The sequence below is a fragment of the Microbacterium sp. 22242 genome, assembly GCF_052045495.1.
In the GTDB taxonomy this organism is placed as follows: Bacteria; Actinomycetota; Actinomycetes; order Actinomycetales; family Microbacteriaceae; genus Microbacterium.
The window spans coordinates 25721-45554 of record NZ_JBQEOZ010000018.1 but is presented as its reverse complement, the minus strand read 5'-3'; the positions used below and the strand labels follow the sequence as shown (position 1 = coordinate 45554).

Genomic DNA, 19834 nt, shown 5'->3' with positions numbered 1-19834 from the left:
GGAGCCCGGGTAACGGTCAATTATACGTCGGGGCGGGGATCCGCCTCCGGATCACACCCCGACGTGCTTCTGATACCGGACGATCGCGGCGAACTCGTCGACCACCAGGCTGGCACCGCCCACGAGGGCGCCGTCCACGTCCGGCTCGCGCATGAAGCCCGCGATGTTCACCGACTTGACCGAGCCGCCGTAGAGGATCCGGGTGCGCGCGGCCGCGTCGTCGCCGAGGCTCTTCGCGATCACGCCGCGAAGCACCGCGCACACGTCCTGCGCCTGCTGAGGCGTGGCCGCCTGGCCCGATCCGATGGCCCAGACCGGCTCGTACGCGACCACGATGTCCGCCGTCGCGGGAAGCCCGGCGAGGGCCGCCTCGAGCTGACCGGCGGGGACGGCGCTCGCGCCGAACTTCTCCAGGTCCTCGGCCGTCTCGCCGACGCAGATCACCGGCACCAGGCCGTGCGTGAGCGCCGCCTTGGTCTTCGCCGCCACGACCTCGTCGGACTCGGCGTGGTACTCGCGCCGCTCCGAGTGGCCGATGATGACGTAGCGCGCGTCGAGCTTCGCCAGGAACGCGCCGGAGATCTCGCCGGTGTACGCGCCGGAGTCGTGCGCCGACAGGTCCTGCGCGCCGAGGGCGAACGGGATCTTGTCGGCGTCGATCAGGGTCTGCACACTGCGCAGGTCGGTGAAGGGCGGGAACACCGCCACCTCGACCGTCCCGTCCTCGTGCTTCGCGTCCTTCAGCGTCCAGTGCAGCTTCTGCACGAACGCGACCGCCTGCAGGTGGTCCAGGTTCATCTTCCAGTTGCCCGCGATCAGCGGGGTCCGATTGTTCACGCCCATCCGAGCACCTCCAGGCCGGGGAGTTTCTTGCCCTCGAGGAACTCGAGGCTCGCGCCCCCACCCGTCGAGATGTGACCGAACTGGTCGTCGGCGAAGCCGAGCTGGCGCACCGCTGCGGCCGAGTCGCCGCCGCCGACGACGCTGAGGCCCTCGGTCTCGGTGAGCGCCTGCGCGATCGTCTTGGTGCCGGCGGCGAACGCCGGGAACTCGAACACGCCCATGGGGCCGTTCCAGAAGACGGTCTTCGATCCGCGGATCGCCTCGGCGAAGCGTGCCGCCGTGTCCGGTCCGATGTCGAGGCCGATCCCGGACGCGCCGAACGAGGTGTCCTCGATCCGGTCCGCCGCCGCGACCTCGTGCGCGGCGTCGGCCGAGAACGATGCGGCGACCACGACGTCGGTGGGGAGCACGAGCTCGACGCCGCGCTCCTTCGCCTCCGCGATGTACCCGCGCACGGTGTCGAGCTGCTCCTTCTCCAGGAGGCTGGACGCGACCGCGTGGCCCTCGGCCACGAGGAACGTGAACAGCATGCCGCCGCCGACCAGCAGGCGGTCGACACGCGGCAGCAGGTGCGAGATCACGCCGAGCTTGTCCGACACCTTCGATCCGCCGAGCACGACCGTGTAGGGCCGCTCGGGGTTCTCGGTGAGCCTGTCCAGCACGGTCAGCTCGGCCTCGATCAGCAGCCCGGCCGCGGACGGCAGGAGCTGGGCGAGGTCGTAGACGCTGGCCTGCTTGCGGTGCACCACCCCGAAGCCGTCGGAGACGAACGCCTCGCCGAGGGCGGCGAGCTGCTCCGCGAAGGCGCGGCGCTCGGCGTCGTCCTTCGCCGTCTCCCCCGCGTTGAAGCGGAGGTTCTCCAGCACGACGACGCCGCCCGGCTGCAGCGCGGCGACGGCCTCCTGCGCGGAGGATCCGACCGTGTCGGTCGCGAAGGCGACCTCCTGGCCGAGCAGCTCGCCGAGGCGGGCAGCGACCGGCGCGAGACTGTACTGCGGGTCCGGGGCCCCGTCGGGGCGTCCCAGGTGCGAGCAGACGATCACACGGGCGCCCTGATCGATGAGGGCTTTGAGGGTCGGCACCGACGCGCGCACGCGGCCATCGTCCGTGATGATCCCGTCCCGGAGCGGGACGTTGAGATCGCAACGGACGATGACGCGTGCGCCGTCGAGCGAGCCGACCGATTCCTTGAGGGAGTCGAGCGTGCGCAGAGTCATGTGTCGAGCTTAGAGGCGCTCGGCGACGTACTCGGTGAGGTCGACGAGACGGTTGGAGTAGCCCCACTCGTTGTCGTACCAGCTGGACACCTTGACCAGGTTGCCGGAGACGTTGGTCAGGGTCGCGTCGAAGATCGAGGAGTGCGCGTTGCCCTGGATGTCGCTCGAGACGATCTGGTCCTCGTTGTACTGCAGGAAGCCGGCGAGACGGCCGTCGGCGGCAGCCTTCGCGTATGCGGCGTTGACCTCGTCGGCCGTCAGATCCTCGCGCTCGGTGATGAGCGTCAGGTCGACGATCGACCCGGTGGGAACCGGGACGCGGTAGGAGGAACCGCTGAGCTTGCCGTTGAGCTCGGGCAGCACCAGGCCGATGGCCTTGGCGGCGCCGGTCGATGCGGGGACGATGTTGATCGCGGCCGCGCGGGCGCGGCGCAGGTCGCCGTGCGGGCCGTCCTGCAGGTTCTGGTCGGCCGTGTACGCGTGCGCGGTCATCATGAAGCCGCGGACGATGCCGAACTCGTCGTTGAACACCTTCGCGAGCGGTGCGAGGCAGTTCGTGGTGCAGGAGGCGTTGGAGATGATGTGGTCCGTCTCCGGGTTGTAGGTCTCCTCGTTGACGCCCATCACGATGGTCGCGTCGTCGCCGGTGGCGGGGGCCGAGATCAGGACCTTCTTGGCGCCGGCCTCGATGTGCTTCTTGGCGAGCTCCGCCTTGGTGAAGAAGCCGGTCGACTCGATGACGATGTCGACGCCCAGCTCGCCCCAGGGCAGGTTCGCGGGGTCGCGCTCGGCGAACGCCTTGATGTGCTTGCCGTCGACCGTGATGCTCGACTCGTCGTAGCTGACGTCCGCCTTCAGGACGCCGCCGACGGAATCGTACTTCAGCAGGTGCGCGAGGGTCTTGTTGTCGGTGAGGTCGTTGACCGCGACGATCTCGAGGTCCGCACCCTGCTCCAGCGCTGCGCGGAAGTAGTTGCGTCCGATGCGGCCGAAGCCGTTGATACCGATCTTGACAGACACGAAAGTCTCCTGGTTCTTACTCAAGGAAGTGCGTGATTCTTGCGGATTGCGCGGACAACGGCGTCCTGATGGGATTTTCGCCCATCAGGACGCCCATCTTTTACGACAGTACCAGCAGTCCGTTGGTCTTCTCGCGCGCTGCCTCGAAGCGCCGGGCGACGTTCTCCCAGTCGGCGATGTTCCACGCGGCCTTGACGTAGTCCGCCTTCACATTGAGGTAGTCGAGGTAGAAGGCGTGCTCCCACATGTCCAGCTGGAACAGGGGCACGGTGCCCTGCGCGGTGTTGCCCTGCTGGTCGAACAGCTGCTGGATGATGAGGCGGGCGCCGATCGGGTCCCAGCTCAGCACGGACCAGCCGGAGCCCTGGATCCCCATCGCAGCAGCGGTGAAGTGCGCCTGGAACTTCTCGAACGATCCGAAGAACTCGTCGATGGCCGCCTTGAGCTCGCCCTCGGGCTGGCCGCCGCCGTTCGGCGACAGGTTGGTCCAGAAGATCGAGTGGTTGACGTGGCCGCCCAGGTGGAACGCCAGGTCCTTCTCGAGGCGGTTCACATTGGCCAGGTTGCCGGACTCGCGGGCCTCGGCGAGACCGTCCAGCGCGGCGTTCGCGCCGGCGACGTAGGCGGCGTGGTGCTTGTCATGGTGCAGCTCCATGATCTTGCCGCTGATGTGCGGCTCGAGGGCCGCGTAGTCGTAGGGAAGGTCGGGCAGCGTGTAGGTCGCCATGTCGATTTCATCCAATCCGCACCGCGCGCGCGGCGCTTGTCGGTCCCCCGCGACGCGGTGTGCGCGCGGGGCGGGACGTTCACCATCCTAACGACGGCAACGCGCCCCGCGCGGGGATCCTTCCCCGTGTGACAGGGCGGATCCGGACGGCGCAGGGCGCGTTTCCGCAGGCTGGAATCCTGGGGCGGATCAGAGGTCGATTCCGGCGGGCACCGCGGATTCGGTGCCGGGGATGCCGTCGATCTGAGCGCGCTTGTCGGCCATCGCGAGCAGGCGCCGGATGCGACCCGCCACGGCGTCCTTGGTCAGCGGCGGGTCGGCGTGGTGGCCGAGCTCGTCGAGGCTCGCGTCGCGATGCGCGAGGCGGAGCGCCCCGGCCGTGCGCAGATGCTCCGGCACATCCTCGCCGAGGATCTCCAGGGCGCGCTCGACGCGCGCGCACGCGGCGACCGCCGCCTGTGCCGAGCGGCGCAGGTTCGCGTCGTCGAAGTTCACGAGACGGTTCACGCCGGCGCGCACCTCGCGGCGCTGGCGCATCTCCTCCCAGGTCGCCGCCGTCTGCGTGGCGCCCATGAGGACGAGCAGGGCGCGGATCCCCTCGGCCTCGCGGATCACCACGCGCGGCATGCCGCGGACCTCCCTGGCCTTCGCGGAGATGCCGATGCGGTGCGCCGCGCCGACGAGGGCCATGGCGGCCTCGGACGAGGGGCAGGCGACCTCGAGGACCGCCGAGCGACCGGGCTCGCTGAGCGATCCCGCGGCGAGGAACGCGCCGCGCCAGAGCCCTGCGAGCTCCTCCCGCGAGCCGGTGGTGAGGCGATTGGGCAGGCCGCGGACGGGCCGGCGGCGCTGGTCGAGCAGACCCGTCTGCCGCGCCAGGGTCTCCCCCGCCGCGATCACGCGCACCGCGTACTTGGCTCCGTCATGGCTGGATGCGCCCTGGATCGGCGCGATCTCGGGGCGGACGCCGAACAGCTCGGCGAGATCACGGGCCACGCGGCGCGCGAGCAGCTCCGCGTCCACCTCGGCCTCGACCGCGATGCGGTTCGCGATCGAGTGCAGACCGCCGGCGAAACGCAGCACTGCCGTCACCTCCGCGACACGCACCGTGGGGGGTGCATTCCGGATGCTGACGAGCTCTGCTTTGACGTCGGTGGTGAGAGCCACGGGTCTCCTTCTCTCGGGCAGCGCCGGATTGCGGCGCGAAGGATCAGCTTACCCGGCCTCGGCGCGTCGCACCCGCCGGGGCCGGCGTCATTCGCGCCCGAGGTCGCGGTGCCGCACGGTCACGGCGACGCCCGGCGTCTGTCCCAGACGGCGGGCGAGCTCCTCGGCCATCGCGACAGAGCGGTGCTTGCCGCCTGTGCAGCCCACCGCGACCGTGGAGTGGCTCTTGTTCTCGCGCTGGTAGCCCTCCAGGACCGGCGCGAGCGCCGCCGCGTACGCGTCCAGGAACTCCTGGGCGCCGTCGCGGGTGAGCACGTACTCGCGCACCTCGGAGTCCAGGCCGGTGGATCCGCGCAGCTCGTCGATCCAGAACGGGTTCGGCAGGAACCGCATGTCGGCGACGAGGTCGGCGTCGGACGGCAGCCCGTACTTGAACCCGAAACTCATGATCGTGAGCTTGTGCCGGGCGGCGCCCTCCTCGGCGAACACCTCGGTGACCTTGTTGGCCAGCTGGTGCACGTTGAAGTTCGAGGTGTCGATGATGATGTCGGCGGCCTCGCGCAGAGGCGCGACGCGCGTGCGCTCGGTGCGGATGCCGTCCAGCAGCGTGCCGTCGCCCTGCAGCGGGTGCGGTCGGCGCACCGACTCGAACCGGCGCACCAGCACGTCGTCCGCCGCATCCAGGAAGACGACCTGGACGGACCCGTGCTCGCGCAGGGCCTTGGCGACACCGGGGAATCCGTCGAAGAGATCTCGTCCGCGCACGTCCACGACGGCGGCCACCTTGGGCAGCGCCGCCCCGCCCAGGTTGGCGAGGTCGAGCAGCGGGCGGAGCATCTGCGGAGGAAGGTTGTCGACCACGTACCAGCCGAGGTCCTCGAGCACGTTCGCGACGGTCGACCTCCCCGCGCCCGACATTCCGGTGACGATCAGGAACTCCCCCTGGTCGGCGCTCATCTGCTGTCCTCCTCGCTCGGTTCCAGCCTAGCGAGACGCGAGGGCGCCGGAATCATCCGACGGCGCGGATTCTGCGCTCTCCGTGACCGCGGCGGGGTCGAGCTCCGCGGTCGCGTCGGGATCCGAGCCGTCGATCTGATCCGAAGCGTCGATGGCAGCCGTGCCGCGGGCCAGGTGGGCGCGGATCGCCTCCGCGAGCGCGGGGCCGATGCCCTGCACCTCCTGGATCTCGGCGGCGTCGGCTCGGCGCAGCGCCGCGACGGATCCGAAATGCCGCAGCAGCGCCTTGATCCTGGCCGCCCCCAGCCCGGGGACCTCACCGAGGATCGACGAGATGTCCCGCCGACGGCGCTTGCGCTGGTGGGTGATGGCGAACCGGTGCGCCTCGTCGCGCAGGCGCTGCACGAGGTAGAGGGCCTCGCTCGTGCGCGGCAGGATGACGGGGTACTCCTCCCCCGGCAGCCAGAGCTCCTCGAGCCGCTTGGCGATGCCGCACAGGCCGATCCCGGTCCGGCCTGCGTCGCGCAGCGCCCGCGCCGCGGCCTCGACCTGGGGCTTGCCGCCGTCGACGATCAGCAGCTGCGGCGGGTAGGCGAACCGCGGCCTGCGGCGCTCCATGACCACCAGCTCCTCGCCGTCGTCTCCGACGAGCACCGGCTCCTGCGGCTCCTCCGGCGCGTCGATGTGGGCCAGGCGCCGACGCAGCACCTGGTACATCGAATCCGTGTCGTCGGTGGTCTCCGCGATGTTGAAGGAGCGATACTGGTCCTTGCGCGGCAGGCCGTCCTCGAACACCACCATCGAGGCGACCACGTTCGTGCCGCCGAGGTGCGAGATGTCGTAGCACTCGATCCGCAGCGGCGCCTCGTCCAGGCCGAGCGCCTCCTGCAGGTCCGTGAGCGCCTGGGACCGGGTGACGTAGTCGCTCGAGCGGCGCGTCTTGTGCCGGATCAGCGCCTGCTGCGCGTTCAGAGTCGCGTTGCGCATGAGCTCGGCGCGCTGCCCGCGCTGGGCCACGGCGATCTCGACCTTCTTCCCGCGCCGTTTCCTGAGCCATTCCTCGAGCTCGGCGGTGTCGTCCGGGAGTGCCGGCACCAGCACGCGCCGCGGCACCTGCTCGCCGCTGGCCTCGCCGTATGCGCGCTGCAGGATCTGGTCCACGAGGTCCGCCCCGGAGATGTCAATCTCCTTGTCCAGCGTGGACGCGCGCACGCCGCGCACCCGGCCGCCGCGGATCACGAAGTGCTGGATCGCGGCGGACAGCTCGTCCTCGGCGATGCCGAACAGGTCGGCGTCCTCGTCCTGCGGCAGCACCAGTGCGCTGCGGCCCAGCACGGCCTCGATCGAGGCGAGCTGGTCGCGGTACTTCGCGGCGCTCTCGTAGTCCATCGCCGCCGACGCCTCCTGCATGCGCCGGGTCAGCTCGCGGGTGAACCGCTCGTCGCCGCCCTCCATGAACGCGATGAAGTCGTCCACCATCGCCCGGTGCTCGGCGATCGTGACGGTCATCGAGCACGGACCGCCGCATTTGCCGATCTGGCCGGGGAAGCACGGCCGCCCGGACTGCATCGCCTTGCGGTAGCTGGCATCGCTGCAGGTGCGGATCGGGAACACCTTGATCATCAGATCGATGGTGTCGTGCACCGCCCAGACCTTCGGATACGGTCCGAAGTACTTCGCACCCGGGATCCGCCGGTTGCGCGTGACGATCACCCGCGGAGCCTCGTCGGCGAGCGTGATCGCCATGAAGGGGTAGGACTTGTCGTCCTTGTAGCGGACGTTGAACGGCGGATCGAACTCCTTGATCCACATGTACTCGAGCTGCAGCGAGTCGACGTCCGTGGGAACGACGGTCCACTCCACGGACGCGGCCGTGGTGACCATCCGCCGGGTGCGCTCGTGCAGGGTCCGCAGCGGCGCGAAGTAGTTCGACAGCCGCTGCCGCAGGTTCTTCGCCTTGCCGACGTAGAGCACCCGTCCCTGCGCGTCGCGGAACCGGTACACGCCGGGGTCGGTCGGGATCTCCCCCGCCCGTGGCTTGTACGGCAGTTCTGACGCCATCAGCCCGCCTTGCGCTCGATCGTCCGGCGCGCACCCGGCCGGCCCGCCGCGGCGGGGACGTTCAGGACCTCCGCGAGGAAGGCACCGGTGTGGCTGTCGGCGTTGCGGGCGACCTGCTCCGGCGTGCCGGTGGCGATGATCCGGCCGCCGCCGGATCCGCCCTCCGGCCCCAGGTCGATCACCCAGTCCGCCGACTTGATGACGTCGAGGTTGTGCTCGATCACGATGACCGTGTTGCCCTTGTCCACGAGTCCGTTCAGCACCTCGAGGAGCTTGCGGACGTCTTCGAAGTGCAGGCCCGTGGTGGGCTCGTCGAGCACGTAGATGCTGCGCCCGTTGCTGCGGCGCTGGAGCTCGGTCGCGAGCTTGACGCGCTGCGCCTCGCCGCCGGACAGCGTGGTCGCCGACTGGCCGAGCCGGACGTAGCCGAGCCCGACGTCCACGAGCGTCTTCATGTAGCGGTGGATCGCCTGGATCGGCTCGAAGAACTCCGCGGCCTCCTCGATCGGCATCTCCAGCACCTCGGCGATGTTCTTGCCCTTGTAGTGTACGGCGAGGGTGTCGCGGTTGTACCGCTTGCCGTGGCAGACCTCGCAGTCGACGTACACGTCGGGCAGGAAATTCATCTCGATCTTGATCGTGCCGTCGCCCGAGCAGGCCTCGCAGCGCCCGCCCTTGACGTTGAAGCTGAACCGGCCGGGCTGATAGCCGCGCACCTTCGCCTCGGGGGTCTCGCTGAACAGCGTGCGGATGCGGTCGAACACGCCCGTGTAGGTCGCCGGGTTCGAGCGCGGGGTGCGTCCGATCGGCGCCTGGTCGACGTGCACGACCTTGTCGAGATTGTCCAGGCCGGTGACGCGGGTGTGCTTGCCGGGGACCGTGCGGGCCCCGTTCAGCCGCGAGGCGAGCACCCGGTACAGGATGTCGTTCACGAGGGAGGACTTGCCTGATCCGCTCACGCCGGTGACCGCCGTGAGCACGCCCAGCGGGAAGTCCGCCGTGACGTTCTGCAGGTTGTTCTCCTTGGCGCCGACCACGCTCAACATGCGCTTGCGGTCGATCCGCCGGCGCTTCTTCGGGGTGATGATCTCGCGGCGGCCGGCCAGGTAGTCGCCGGTCATCGATCCGCGCTCGCGCAGCAGCGCCTCGTACGGGCCGGAGTGCACGACGAGTCCGCCGTTCACGCCCGCGCCGGGTCCGATGTCGACCACCCAGTCCGCCGCCTCGATCGTCTCCTCATCGTGCTCGACCACGATCAGCGTGTTGCCGAGGTCGCGGAGCGTGAGCAGCGTCTCGATGAGGCGACGGTTGTCACGCTGGTGCAGGCCGATCGACGGCTCGTCGAGCACGTAGAGCACGCCGGTGAGCCCGGATCCGATCTGCGTCGCGAGGCGGATCCGCTGCGCCTCGCCGCCGGACAGGGATCCGGCCGAGCGGCTCAGGTTCAGGTACGACAGGCCGACCTGCAGCAGGAAGTCGAGCCGCAGCCGGATCTCGCGCAGCACCTGCGCCGCGATCTTCGCCTCACGAGGGGTGAGCTCGAGGCGCGCCATGAACTCCTGCGCCTCGGCGAGGCTCTTGTGCGAGACCTCGGCGATCGAGTGGCCGTGCACGCGCACCGCGAGCACCTCGGGCTTGAGCCGGTCGCCGTTGCAGACCGGACACGGCACCTCGCGCAGATACTCGCCCCAGCGGCTGCGCTGGGTGTCGCTCTCCGCCTGCTGGTACTGCCGCTCGATGTAGGGCACCACGCCCTCGAAGCCCGACGAGTAGCGCATCTCCCGGCCGTAGCGGTTCTTCCACTTGACGGTCACCTTGTAGTTCTCGCCGTGCAGCACCGCCTCCTTCACGTCGGAGTGCAGCCTGTGCCAGGGCGTGTCCAGCGAGAAGTCCAGATCGGCGGCGAGTCCCTCGAGCAGGCGCTCGTAGTACTGGAACAGCCCCTTGCCCTGCGTGGTCCACGGCAGGATCGCGCCCTCGCGGATCGACAGGCTCTCGTCGCCCAGCATCAGGTCGGTGTCCACCGACATCCGGGTGCCGAGCCCGGAGCAGGCCGGGCAGGCGCCGAACGGCGCATTGAACGAGAACGTGCGCGGCTCGATCTCGGTGAGCGTGATGGCGTGTCCGTTCGGGCAGGCCAGCTTCTCGGAGAAGGACTGCCAGGCGTCGTCGCCGGATTCGTCCACGAAGTTCACCTGCACGACTCCGCCGGCGAGCCCGAGGGCGGTCTCCACGGAGTCCGTGACCCGGCCGAGGATGTCGGGCGCGGCCACGAGACGGTCCACGACCACCCCGATGTCGTGCTTGTAGCTCTTCTTCAGGACCGGCGGCTCGGCGAGCTGGATCATCTCGCCGTCCACGATCGCGCGCGCGTAGCCCTTCGCGCCGAGCTCGCGGAACAGATCGACGAACTCGCCCTTCTTCTGGCTGACCACCGGGGCCACGATCTGATACCGGGTGCGCTCGGGCAGCTCCATGAGCTGGTCGGCGATCTGCTGCACCGTCTGCCGCTGGATCCGCTCGCCGCACTGCGGGCAGTGCGGAATCCCGATGCGCGCCCAGAGCAGGCGCATGTAGTCGTAGATCTCGGTGATCGTGCCGACGGTCGAGCGCGGGTTGCGGTTCGTCGACTTCTGATCGATCGAGACGGCCGGGCTCAGTCCCTCGATGAAGTCGACGTCGGGTCGGTCGACCTGGCCGAGGAACTGGCGGGCGTAGGCGCTGAGCGACTCGACGTAGCGGCGCTGCCCCTCGGCGAAGATGGTGTCGAACGCGAGGCTGGACTTTCCGGACCCGCTGAGGCCGGTGAACACGACAAGGGAGTCGCGGGGGATCTCGAGGTCGACGTTGCGGAGGTTGTGGACGCGGGCTCCGCGGACACTGAGTCTTCCGGGGCTGGTTACGGGTACGATCGGCACCCATCAAGTCTAGGAGCGGCCTCCGACATTGGCGCCGGGAGCGCCCGCGGGAGGCCGGGCACCGGACTCGACGGCGGTGCGCGACACGGTCCGCCGGCCTGGACCGGGCCCCAGCGAGACCCGCAGCGCGATCGCGCTCGCACACGTCAGCACGGCGGCTCCGAGCGGCGCCAGCCAGGCGAAGCCCGGTCCGTGCAGGGGCGGTACGGCGAGCGCCATGAGCGCTGCGACCGTCTGCGCGATCGCCTGGATCACCAGCAGTCGGCGGACGCCGGGCAGCAGCACCGACGGCCGGATCCGCGAGCGCCAAGGCACCGCCCAGGCCCAGGATGCGAGCACGTGGGCGGCATGGATGAGCAGCACGGCCAGCGCGGTGCGTCCCGCCGACTGCGCGGTCAGGACCAGGCCCAGAGCGATGCAGGCGATGCCGACCCACGCGGCCATCGACCGCGGGGCGATGACGGAGAGCAACGCTGCCGCCCCGGCGACCCACCACCACAGCGGATACGGGTTCAGCAGCAGCACCCCGCCCACGACCACGACGGCCGCACCGATGCGCAGCGCGGGCCCTGGCACCGCACCCGACGCCGTCAGCTCGTGCGGGCCCCTCACCTGAGAGCCCCGCGTCCTCGATCGCGCCGCGCGACGCGGGCCGCGATCCGGAGCGCGGCCATCGGATCCTCCGCGTCCCACGACACCACCTCGACCCCCGCGCCCCGCAGGTCGTCGAGAACACCCGCGCGCTCGAGCAGGAGTGTGCGCATCGCGAGGGTCTGCGCGGCGCTCAGCCGCTGCGTCCGCGGCGTCGGGAGCACGTCGATCGCGACGACGGCCTGACCGCCGGCGCTCCACCGCAGGGCCAGATCGGCCGCGGCCCCGTCGAAGAACGTCGACAGCACGAACACGATCGACCCCGGAGGCACGGGCGGCGTGCGCCGATAGCGCGTGCCGTCGCCGTCCGCGCCGATGCCGGCGATCACGCCGCGCAGCCGCTCCAGCTGCCGGGCGCCGGATCCGCTGCGCAGCGTGCGGCCGCCGGGCGAGAGCGCGTGGAACGCGACACGGTCGCCGGCCCCGATCGCGGAGCTCGCGATCGAGAGCGCCGCCTCGCGTCCGAGATCCATGGAGGTGGGCCCGCTGCGCCCGGTCGCGCCACTCCCCCAGGTGGCGACGACTGCGCCCAGGTCGTCGGCCGTGTCGAGCGCGATCACGACCGCGCTGTCGCTCAACGCGTTGGTCCGGCGCACGAGCAGATCGCCGGGGCGCCGCGCCATCCGCGCCGTCGCCCGCCAGTCCACCCGGCGCAGCTCATCGCCCGGCGCGAACGGATGGATGTCGCGAAAGTCGCCTCCGCTGCCGCCGCGCTGCCCCTCGTGACCGCCATGCAGCCCGATCAGCCGCCGCGAGAGCGGGAGCTCGGCGATCCGCCGTGCACGCGGGGCCGCGGCCCACACGGCGGACACGCGCGGCGTCGGCACGCTCGCCCAGGCGCCGTCGTGGTGCAGCGCGCGGGCCGTGACGGCGAGAGCCTCGGACGGGCCGGAGTGCAGGACGCGGGTGCGGGAGCGGGCCGCCTCTCCTGCGCTCGTCTCCACCTCGCCCGTGCGCTCGCCTCCCTGGTCGACCGCGAGCTGGGTCCACTCCGCGTCCGTGACGACATCCACCACGCCCGCGACGGAGTCCGCATCCACCGCGGCGTCCAGGCTCAGCACGACCTCGACGGACGTCGCGTACGGTGGCCAGAGCAGCGCCCACACCCCGGCGAGCGCGAGCGGGAGCCCTGACGCGATCAGGTCGGGGCGGCCGAGCACGAGGCCGGCGCCGGAGAGGAGCACCGCTGCGCAAAACGCCGCGGCGAGGACCGGGGTGCGCTGCCATGACAGCGGTGCACGCAGCGTCGAACGAGTCCCGATCATGGCCGGATCGTGCCTGCTTCGGCCACCGTGGGCGGCACGGGCGTCGCGCTCACGACCGCGCTCACGATGCCCGCCGGATCGACGCCCTGCGCCCACGCCTGAGGTGTGAGCGTCAGCCGGTGAGCGAGCACGGGGATCGCGATGCGCTTGACGTCGTCCGGGCGCACGTATCCGCGCCCCTCGATGGCCGCCACGGCCCGTGCCAGCAGTATCAGCGCCTGTGACCCGCGCGGCGAGGCGCCGACCGACACGTTCGCCGCGGTGCGGGTGCCTCGGACGAGATTCACCGCATAGCGGATCAGATCGTCCTCGACATGGATCCGCTCGACCGCCGCCTGGAGAGCGATCAGCTCCGTCGTGTCGATCACGGCGTCCACGTCGGTGTGCTCGCGCTGGCGCCGGATGCGCTGTTCGACGATCCCCGCCTCGTTCTCGGGTGCGGGATAGCCCACGGCCAGGCGCACCATGAAGCGGTCCAGCTGGGCTTCCGGCAGCGCGTACGTGCCCTCGTACTCGATGGGATTCGATGTCGCGATCACATGGAAGGGCTCCGGCAGGGGGTATCGACGCCCCTCGACGGTCACCTGCCGCTCCGCCATCGCCTCCAGCATCGCGGACTGGGTCTTGGGCGTGGTGCGGTTGATCTCGTCCGCGAGCAGCAGCCCCGTGAAGATCGGGCCGGGGCGGAATCGGAAGTCCCCGGAATCGGGCGCGTACACGAAGGATCCGGTGACGTCGCCCGGAAGCATGTCCGGCGTGCACTGCAGTCGGCGGAACTCGAGCCCGAGCGCCCCGGCGAGGCTGCGCGCGGCGAGCGTCTTGCCCAGACCGGGGACGTCCTCGAACAGCACGTGGCCGCCGGCGAGGATCGTCGCCAGGGCGAGCGTGAGCGGTTCGTCCATTCCGACCACTGCGGTGCGCACGCCGCCGAGCACCCGGGATGCGGTGCGGGTGATGGCGGCGATGTCGCCGTCACTGGTCTGATCGATGCTCATGCTCTCTCCGGGTTCGACGGGACGGGCGGGGCCTCCAAGGCGCGCAGGAGCCGTTCGAGGTCGGGGCGGCGCATCTCGGCGACGATGAGAGCGGCGTGCGCTCCGGGGCCGAGGATCGCGTCGACCGCTGCGGCGTCGGCGTTCTCGAGAGACAAGCCGTGCTCGCGCAGTCGCCGGTCCGCGAGCGCGGAGACACGTCGGCGGAGCGGAATCCCCACGACTCCCGTGCGGGCGTCGACGGCCCAGGCGAGCCGGGACACCTCGGAGCCGCGTTGCACCTGCTCCGGCGGTGGAGGAGGCCACGGGCCGGATTCGTCGAGGAAGCTCTGCTGCGCGATGAGGAGCGCGGCCGCGAAGACGAGGATCCAGGCGATGCCGAAGGGGAGCGGGACGCCGAGGAAATCGAGCAGCAGCGCGACCGGAACGCCGACCGCGATCCAGAGGACGACCAGCACGATCCAACGTCTCACCGCCACGCCTCCTCGACGATCGCGAGGCACCGCCGTGCGGTCGCACGCCCGCTCTCATCGGCCTGCGCGCCGCCGAATCGCACCGACTCGTACAGTCGCAGCAGCGTCTCGAGCTCGACATCCACGCCCGGCCGCCGACGCAGGATCCTCAGGGCGAACTCCCCCGGGGTCTCGGACGGGAGTCGGGACCGACCTGCCCGGGCGGCCGCCTCCTCCAGCTGCACCCACGCGGCGACGATCGCGTCGCCGGGGTCGCGATGGGTCTCGATCGCCTGCTTCGCGTCCGCGGCCGCGCTGCGGATCGCGCCCGCATCAACGGGCTCGTCTCCGGCAATGGCACCCGTGCCCGCATCGGCGGCGGCGCCGGTCTCACGGCTCAGCGGGCGAGCGACCCACAGCGCGCGGACCAGACGCCAGAACAGCCACGCGAACAGGGCCAGGAAGCCTGCCCCGATCACGAGCTCGACGACCACGACGATCATGCCGAGAACAGGGCTGTCGGGAAACTGCCCGACCGGTGGGCCGCCAGGCGTCTGCGTCCCGGTCGTGGGGGTGGGCAGCGGACTCCGGCGCTCGACCGCGATGTCGCCGAACTGCGGCACCCCCTGCAAGGCGGCGATCGCCATCAGCAGCGCAGCCAGCAGCGCCACGCCCGCGAGGGCTCCCGCCAGCGGAGACGTGCGAATTCGCGGGTCGTCGCGGACCATGCCCTCACCCTACGTGGTGGCACTCGCCCCCGCGATCACGGCCCGCAGCCGGTCGCACACCCGCCGGGAGCGACCACGGCGGGTCGTCAGAGCTCGACGGCGCCGGCGAACCGCATCAGTCCGTCGCGCACCGCCTCGACCTCGGGGATCGACATCCCGAGTCGCGCCATCACCTGCCGGGGCACGTCCACCGCCTGCGCTCGAAGCGCCGTCCCCTTCGCGGTCAGCGCGATCTCGAGCCGCCGCTCGTCCGAGGCGCTGCGGCGGCGCTCGATCAGCCCATCGCCCTGCAGCCGCTTCACGAGCGGGGAGGCGGTTGCGGGGTCCATCGCGAGGGCGGTCGCGAGATCCCGCAGGGAACGCGGCGACTCCTCCCACAGTGCCAGCATCACGAGGTACTGCGGATGCGTGAGCCCGAGCGGCTCCAGGATCGGCCGGTAGATCGCCACGACGTTGCGCGCGGCCGTCACCAGCGCGAAGCACAGCTGATTGTCGAGGCGGAGCAGGTCGTCGGCGGTCGGAGCGGTCACAGGTCGATTCTACCCACGACACTAATAGTTAGTACACTAATGATCATGAGTCCCTCATCCGTACCCCCGGAGCGGCCGCCGCTCCGCCAGCGCATCCGAGAAGCCGGCGGGCTGTACGCCTGGGTCAACACGAACCTCATCCGGTTCGCCGGTCCCGCTTCGGTCGGGCCGTACGAGACCACGCCTCCGCCCTCCCCGGCCGAGCGTGCTCAGCGGGCCTGCCCGCTGTGCAACGCGCCGATGACCGAGCACGAGTTCGACCGGACCGGCCCCAAGCCGCTCATGCACTGTCCCTGACCCGCCCCGGCGCACCGCCGGTCTTTCCGCCGGTCAGAAGACCCCGGCGGCATCCTCCCGTGCGACGTCGAGCCAGAACATCAGCGCCGCGTCGTCCGCGATCGCGTCGGAGGCGACATCCAGCCAGTTCGCGCTCATGGTGCGCGCCCCCATCACGGCCGGAGACACGCCGGGGCGCATGGCCAACGTGGCGCCATGCTCTGCATCGACGCGCACGAGCAGCACCCCGCCGCGTCGCGCGCCGACGAGGATCCGCCCATCCACGAGGAAGGCGCGACTGCCGAACATCCGCCGCTCCTCGATCCCGAGGTCGTCCTCCAGCAGCGCGCGGATCCGGTCCGCCAGCTCCGTCATCGCGGCATCCATGCGCTCTCCGGCTTCCTACGCGTGTCCCGCGCGCTCCATGGCGCGCAGTTCCTTCTTGAGGTCCTGAACCTCGTCGCGCAGCCGGGCCGCGAGCTCGAACTTCAGCTCGCCGGCGGCGGCCAGCATCTGCGCGGACAGGTCGGCGATCGTCTCCTCCAGCTGCATCGCGCCCTCGGCCGCGATCCCCACGCGCCGCAGGTTCGGCGTGGGCGACTTGCCCCGGCCCGTGCGGTTGCGCTTCGACAGCATCTCGGCCGTGTCCGCCCCCTCACGCGCCAGCACGTCCGTGATGTCGGCGATGCGCTTGCGCAGCGGCTGCGGGTCGATCCCGTGCGCCGTGTTGTATGCGATCTGCTTCTCTCGGCGCCGCTCGGTCTCCTCGATCGCCTTGGCCATCGAGTCGGTCATGTTGTCGGCGTACATGTGCACCTCGCCCGACACGTTGCGTGCAGCGCGGCCGATGGTCTGGATCAGCGAGGTCCCGGAGCGGAGGAAACCCTCCTTGTCGGCGTCCAGGATCGCGACCAGCGACACCTCGGGCAGATCGAGGCCCTCACGGAGCAGGTTGATGCCGACCAGCACGTCGTAGACGCCCGCCCGAAGCTCGGTGAGCAGCTCGACCCGGCGGAGGGTGTCGACGTCGGAGTGCAGGTAGCGGACCCGGACGCCGTGCTCGCCGAGGAAGTCGGTGAGCTCCTCCGCCATCTTCTTGGTCAGAGTGGTGACCAGCACGCGCTCGTCGCGCTGCACGCGCAGCCTGATCTCCTCGAGCAGGTCGTCGATCTGCCCCTTGGACGGCTTCACCACGATCTGCGGGTCGACCAGGCCGGTCGGGCGGATGATCTGCTCGACCACGCCGTCCGCGATGCCCATCTCGTACTTCCCGGGCGTCGCGGACAGGTACACGGTCTGCCCGATCCGCTTGGTGAACTCGTCCCAGCGCAGCGGCCGGTTGTCCAGGGCGCTCGGCAGCCGGAAGCCGTGATCGACGAGGGTGCGCTTGCGCGACGCGTCGCCCTCGTACATCGCCCCGATCTGCGGCACCGTCACGTGCGACTCGTCGATCACGAGCAGGAAGTCGTCCGGGAAGAAGTCGAGCAGGGTGTGCGGCGGCTCCCCCGCCTGGCGTCCGTCCATGTGCCGCGAGTAGTTCTCGATGCCGGAGCAGAAGCCGAGCTGCTGCAGCATCTCGAGATCGAACGTCGTCCGCATCCGCAGCCGCTGCGCTTCGAGCAGCTTGCCCTGCCGCTCGAGCTCGGTCAGCCGATCGGCCAGCTCCGCCTCGATCGTGCCGATGGCGCGCTGCACCACGTCCGTGCCCGCCACGTAGTGCGAGGCCGGGAAGATCGGTACGGAGTCGAGCTTCGCGATGACATCGCCGGTGAGCGGATGCAGCGAGTACAGCGCCTCGATCTCGTCGCCGAACAGCTCGATCCGGATCGCATGCTCCTCGTAGACCGGGATGATCTCGATCGTGTCGCCGCGCACCCGGAAGTTGCCGCGGGAGAAGTCGACGTCGTTGCGGTTGTACTGCATCGAGATGAACTGCCGGATCAGGGCGTCGCGGTCGTAGCGCTCCCCCACCTGCAGGGCGACCATGGCGCGCAGGTACTCCTCGGGCGCGCCGAGACCGTAGATGCACGACACCGTGGAGACCACGACCACGTCGCGCCGGCTGAGCAGCGAATTCGTGGTCGAGTGACGCAGCCGCTCCACCTCGGCGTTCACCGAGGAGTCCTTCTCGATGAACGTGTCCGTCTGCGGGACGTACGCCTCGGGCTGGTAGTAGTCGTAGTACGAGACGAAATACTCCACCGCGTTGTTCGGCATGAGGTCGCGGAACTCGTTGGCGAGCTGCGCCGCCAGGGTCTTGTTGTGCGCGAGCACGAGCGTCGGCCGCTGCACCTGCTCGATGAGCCACGCCGTCGTCGCCGACTTGCCGGTTCCGGTCGCGCCCAGGAGCACCACGTCGGTCTCGCCCGCGTTGATACGCGCCGCGAGCTCGGCGATCGCCTGCGGCTGGTCGCCGGCCGGGGCGTACTCGCTGACGACTTCGAACGGCCGGACCGATCGTGTGGTTTGCATGATTCCAGCGTAGGCGGCACCACCGACATCGCGGCGGGATCCGCCACCGGCGAACCCGCGGCCGTGGCGGCGCCGGGCGTCACGGCTGTCCGCGGGTCAGCCGCCCCTGGTCCAGACGTAGGGCGTGGTCGTCGTGACCTTGCGCAACCCGGAGCGCTCCAGGATCGGGCGGGAGAACTCCGTCGAGTCGGAGTGCAGGTAGCGCACGCCGCGCTCGAGCGCCGCCTGCGCCCGCTTCGCCGTGAGCGCACGATAGATCCCCTTGCCGCGCCACTCCGGCAGCGTCGCTCCGCCCCAGATGCCGGCGAACTCGGTGCCGGGCACGGGTTCCAGGCGCCCGGCGCTGACCACCCGGCCGCCGGACTCCGCGATCCAGAGCACGATGTCGGCGCCGGACGCGACCCGGGCGATCGTGCGCTCGGCGCGGCTCCGCCAGTCGGGATCGCCGAACACCTCGCCCTGCATGCGCTCCATCGCCAGGATGTCCTGCTCGGCGCGGATCTCGCGGAGGACCACGTCGCCGGGGACCGGAACGTCGCCGGTCAGCGCGGCGGCCTCGCCGAGCATGACGGACTCCGCGTCCTCGGCCGCGAAGCCCTCCTCGACCAGCGCCGCGGCGAGGCCGGGCGCGGCGTCATGCCCGCGCGTCTTCCACTCCGCCGACCGCACCGCGGGCCTGTCCGCGAAGTGCGCGGCCACTTCCCGAACCAGGGAGCGGATCCGCCGCTCGCCGGCACCGCCGAGGTCCGGGTAGCTCGCGAAGCCGCGGCCGCCCGGGAACACGCCCACGGTCACGGGCCCGATCCGCTGCACGTCCTCGGCGCCGCGGAACTCGGACGGGCCGCGCAGCTGGGCGTCGTATGCGGCGAGCAGGGCCGTCACGCCGGCTCCTCCGCGCGCAGCCGCGCCCACAGCTCGTCGGTCTGCCGGAGCGTGTCCCCCAGCTCCCCGGACGTGTCGATCCGCACGTCCGCGATCGCCCGCCGCTGATCGTCCGGCACCTGCGACGCGATCCTGGCCCGGGCGTGCGCACGGTCCATCCCGCGCTCGGTCACCAGCCGCTCCTCGCGCAGCAGCGCGGGCGCGTCCGCGAGGACGATCAGGTCCCAGGGGTCGTCGACCCGCGCCTCCACGAGCAGCGGCACGTCGTACACGACGACGGCCCGCGGATCCGAGGAGAGCGCGGCCGCGAACCGCCGCTGCGATTCCGCCTTCACGGCCGGGTGCACGATGCCGTTCAGCCGCTCCAGCGCCGCCGGGTCGCCGAACACCCTCGCACCGAGGCGCTGCCGGTCGAGGGAACCGTCGGGAAGGATCATCTCGGGACCGAACTCGTCTGCGATCCGGGCGAGCACCGGCGATCCGGGGCCTTGCACGTCCCGCACGATCCGGTCCGCGTCGACGATGACCGCACCGCGTTCCGCGAGCCGGGCGGCGATGGTGGACTTGCCCGACGCGATGCCGCCGGTGAGCGCGATGAGGGGCATCCCGTCAGTCTCGCACAGGCGCAGAGCATGGCGGCGGCCGGACGGCCTGCTGCGCGCGGACGCGCGACCGG

The 19834-nt window shown here is 70.8% G+C and carries 19 protein-coding genes; 1 reads left to right on the top strand and 18 read right to left on the bottom strand.

From position 1 onward, the window contains the following. Positions 1–51 precede the first annotated feature (51 nt). The 14 genes from tpiA to ACTJJZ_RS15925 all read right to left on the bottom strand — a co-directional run bounded on the left by tpiA (position 52) and on the right by ACTJJZ_RS15925 (position 15528). A complete protein-coding gene (tpiA, locus tag ACTJJZ_RS15990) occupies positions 52–843 on the bottom strand; it encodes a triose-phosphate isomerase (protein ID WP_440722184.1) in 792 nt (263 codons plus the stop codon). Continuing rightward, positions 834–2060, bottom strand: coding sequence for a phosphoglycerate kinase (locus tag ACTJJZ_RS15985; RefSeq protein ID WP_440722183.1), 1227 nt, complete (start codon positions 2058–2060; stop codon positions 834–836). Before ACTJJZ_RS15985 ends, tpiA begins: the two co-directional genes overlap by 10 nt. A 9-nt stretch (positions 2061–2069) precedes the next feature. Continuing rightward, positions 2070–3080, bottom strand: a complete 1011-nt coding sequence (gap, locus tag ACTJJZ_RS15980; RefSeq protein ID WP_440722182.1) for a type I glyceraldehyde-3-phosphate dehydrogenase — start codon at positions 3078–3080, stop codon at positions 2070–2072. Between the two features lie 100 nt (positions 3081–3180). Then, positions 3181–3807, bottom strand: coding sequence for a superoxide dismutase (locus ACTJJZ_RS15975; RefSeq protein WP_440722181.1), 627 nt, complete (start codon positions 3805–3807; stop codon positions 3181–3183). Positions 3808–3996: 189 nt separating this feature from the next. Further along, positions 3997–4974, bottom strand: a complete 978-nt coding sequence (whiA, locus tag ACTJJZ_RS15970) for a DNA-binding protein WhiA (protein WP_440722180.1) — start codon at positions 4972–4974, stop codon at positions 3997–3999. An 87-nt stretch (positions 4975–5061) separates the two neighbouring features. Next, positions 5062–5931, bottom strand: a complete 870-nt coding sequence (gene rapZ / locus ACTJJZ_RS15965) for an RNase adapter RapZ (protein ID WP_440722179.1) — start codon at positions 5929–5931, stop codon at positions 5062–5064. Between the two features lie 27 nt (positions 5932–5958). Then, positions 5959–7992, bottom strand: a complete 2034-nt coding sequence (uvrC, locus tag ACTJJZ_RS15960; RefSeq protein ID WP_440722178.1) for an excinuclease ABC subunit UvrC — start codon at positions 7990–7992, stop codon at positions 5959–5961. Further along, positions 7992–10910, bottom strand: coding sequence for an excinuclease ABC subunit UvrA (gene uvrA, locus ACTJJZ_RS15955; RefSeq protein WP_440722177.1), 2919 nt, complete (start codon positions 10908–10910; stop codon positions 7992–7994). The genes uvrC and uvrA overlap by 1 nt, the downstream gene beginning before the upstream one ends. 9 nt (positions 10911–10919) lie before the next feature. Beyond that, a complete protein-coding gene (locus ACTJJZ_RS15950) occupies positions 10920–11522 on the bottom strand; it encodes a hypothetical protein (RefSeq protein WP_440722176.1) in 603 nt (200 codons plus the stop codon). Then, on the bottom strand, positions 11519–12826 hold the full coding sequence (locus ACTJJZ_RS15945) for a DUF58 domain-containing protein (RefSeq protein WP_440722175.1): 1308 nt from the start codon (positions 12824–12826) through the stop codon (positions 11519–11521). Before ACTJJZ_RS15945 ends, ACTJJZ_RS15950 begins: the two co-directional genes overlap by 4 nt. Then, positions 12823–13821 carry an AAA family ATPase gene (locus tag ACTJJZ_RS15940; protein ID WP_440722174.1) on the bottom strand — a complete coding sequence of 333 codons (999 nt, stop codon included), beginning with the start codon at positions 13819–13821 and terminating at the stop codon, positions 12823–12825. Before ACTJJZ_RS15940 ends, ACTJJZ_RS15945 begins: the two co-directional genes overlap by 4 nt. Continuing rightward, positions 13818–14291 (bottom strand): hypothetical protein, encoded by a 474-nt coding sequence (locus ACTJJZ_RS15935; RefSeq protein WP_440722173.1) that lies wholly within the window; start codon positions 14289–14291, stop codon positions 13818–13820. Before ACTJJZ_RS15935 ends, ACTJJZ_RS15940 begins: the two co-directional genes overlap by 4 nt. Next, on the bottom strand, positions 14288–14998 hold the full coding sequence (locus ACTJJZ_RS15930; RefSeq protein ID WP_440722172.1) for a DUF4129 domain-containing protein: 711 nt from the start codon (positions 14996–14998) through the stop codon (positions 14288–14290). The genes ACTJJZ_RS15935 and ACTJJZ_RS15930 overlap by 4 nt, the downstream gene beginning before the upstream one ends. 86 nt (positions 14999–15084) lie before the next feature. Then, positions 15085–15528, bottom strand: a complete 444-nt coding sequence (locus ACTJJZ_RS15925) for a MarR family winged helix-turn-helix transcriptional regulator (protein WP_440722171.1) — start codon at positions 15526–15528, stop codon at positions 15085–15087. Between the two features lie 45 nt (positions 15529–15573). Here ACTJJZ_RS15925 and ACTJJZ_RS15920 point away from each other — a divergent pair, with 45 nt between their 5' ends. After that, the gene (locus ACTJJZ_RS15920) at positions 15574–15825 is read left to right on the top strand and encodes a hypothetical protein (RefSeq protein WP_440722170.1); all 252 of its coding nucleotides are present in this window, start codon (positions 15574–15576) and stop codon (positions 15823–15825) included. Between the two features lie 33 nt (positions 15826–15858). Here ACTJJZ_RS15920 and ACTJJZ_RS15915 read toward each other — a convergent pair whose 3' ends face one another. The 4 genes from ACTJJZ_RS15915 to coaE all read right to left on the bottom strand — a co-directional run bounded on the left by ACTJJZ_RS15915 (position 15859) and on the right by coaE (position 19763). Beyond that, positions 15859–16179 carry a TfoX/Sxy family protein gene (locus ACTJJZ_RS15915; protein ID WP_440722169.1) on the bottom strand — a complete coding sequence of 107 codons (321 nt, stop codon included), beginning with the start codon at positions 16177–16179 and terminating at the stop codon, positions 15859–15861. 27 nt (positions 16180–16206) lie between these two features. Continuing rightward, the gene (gene uvrB, locus ACTJJZ_RS15910; RefSeq protein ID WP_440722168.1) at positions 16207–18276 is read right to left on the bottom strand and encodes an excinuclease ABC subunit UvrB; all 2070 of its coding nucleotides are present in this window, start codon (positions 18274–18276) and stop codon (positions 16207–16209) included. 96 nt (positions 18277–18372) lie between these two features. Then, complete coding sequence (locus ACTJJZ_RS15905) at positions 18373–19158, bottom strand: GNAT family N-acetyltransferase (RefSeq protein ID WP_440722167.1); 786 nt, start codon at positions 19156–19158, stop codon at positions 18373–18375. Further along, positions 19155–19763 (bottom strand): dephospho-CoA kinase, encoded by a 609-nt coding sequence (coaE, locus tag ACTJJZ_RS15900; protein WP_440722166.1) that lies wholly within the window; start codon positions 19761–19763, stop codon positions 19155–19157. Before coaE ends, ACTJJZ_RS15905 begins: the two co-directional genes overlap by 4 nt. Between the last annotated feature and the right edge of the window lie 71 nt (positions 19764–19834).

Bases quoted from the DNA above. Each gene is read 5' to 3' on its own strand.
- tpiA (WP_440722184.1), bottom strand. From the start codon at position 843: ATGGGCGTGAACAATCGGACCCCGCTGATCGCGGGCAACTGGAAGATG.
- ACTJJZ_RS15985 (WP_440722183.1), bottom strand. From the start codon at position 2,060: ATGACTCTGCGCACGCTCGACTCCCTCAAGGAATCGGTCGGCTCGCTC.
- ACTJJZ_RS15975 (WP_440722181.1), bottom strand. From the start codon at position 3,807: ATGGCGACCTACACGCTGCCCGACCTTCCCTACGACTACGCGGCCCTC.
- rapZ (WP_440722179.1), bottom strand. From the start codon at position 5,931: ATGAGCGCCGACCAGGGGGAGTTCCTGATCGTCACCGGAATGTCGGGC.
- uvrC (WP_440722178.1), bottom strand. From the start codon at position 7,992: ATGGCGTCAGAACTGCCGTACAAGCCACGGGCGGGGGAGATCCCGACC.
- ACTJJZ_RS15945 (WP_440722175.1), bottom strand. From the start codon at position 12,826: ATGATCGGGACTCGTTCGACGCTGCGTGCACCGCTGTCATGGCAGCGC.
- ACTJJZ_RS15940 (WP_440722174.1), bottom strand. From the start codon at position 13,821: ATGAGCATCGATCAGACCAGTGACGGCGACATCGCCGCCATCACCCGC.
- ACTJJZ_RS15930 (WP_440722172.1), bottom strand. From the start codon at position 14,998: ATGGTCCGCGACGACCCGCGAATTCGCACGTCTCCGCTGGCGGGAGCC.
- ACTJJZ_RS15920 (WP_440722170.1), top strand. From the start codon at position 15,574: ATGAGTCCCTCATCCGTACCCCCGGAGCGGCCGCCGCTCCGCCAGCGC.
- ACTJJZ_RS15915 (WP_440722169.1), bottom strand. From the start codon at position 16,179: ATGACGGAGCTGGCGGACCGGATCCGCGCGCTGCTGGAGGACGACCTC.
- uvrB (WP_440722168.1), bottom strand. From the start codon at position 18,276: ATGCAAACCACACGATCGGTCCGGCCGTTCGAAGTCGTCAGCGAGTAC.
- coaE (WP_440722166.1), bottom strand. From the start codon at position 19,763: ATGCCCCTCATCGCGCTCACCGGCGGCATCGCGTCGGGCAAGTCCACC.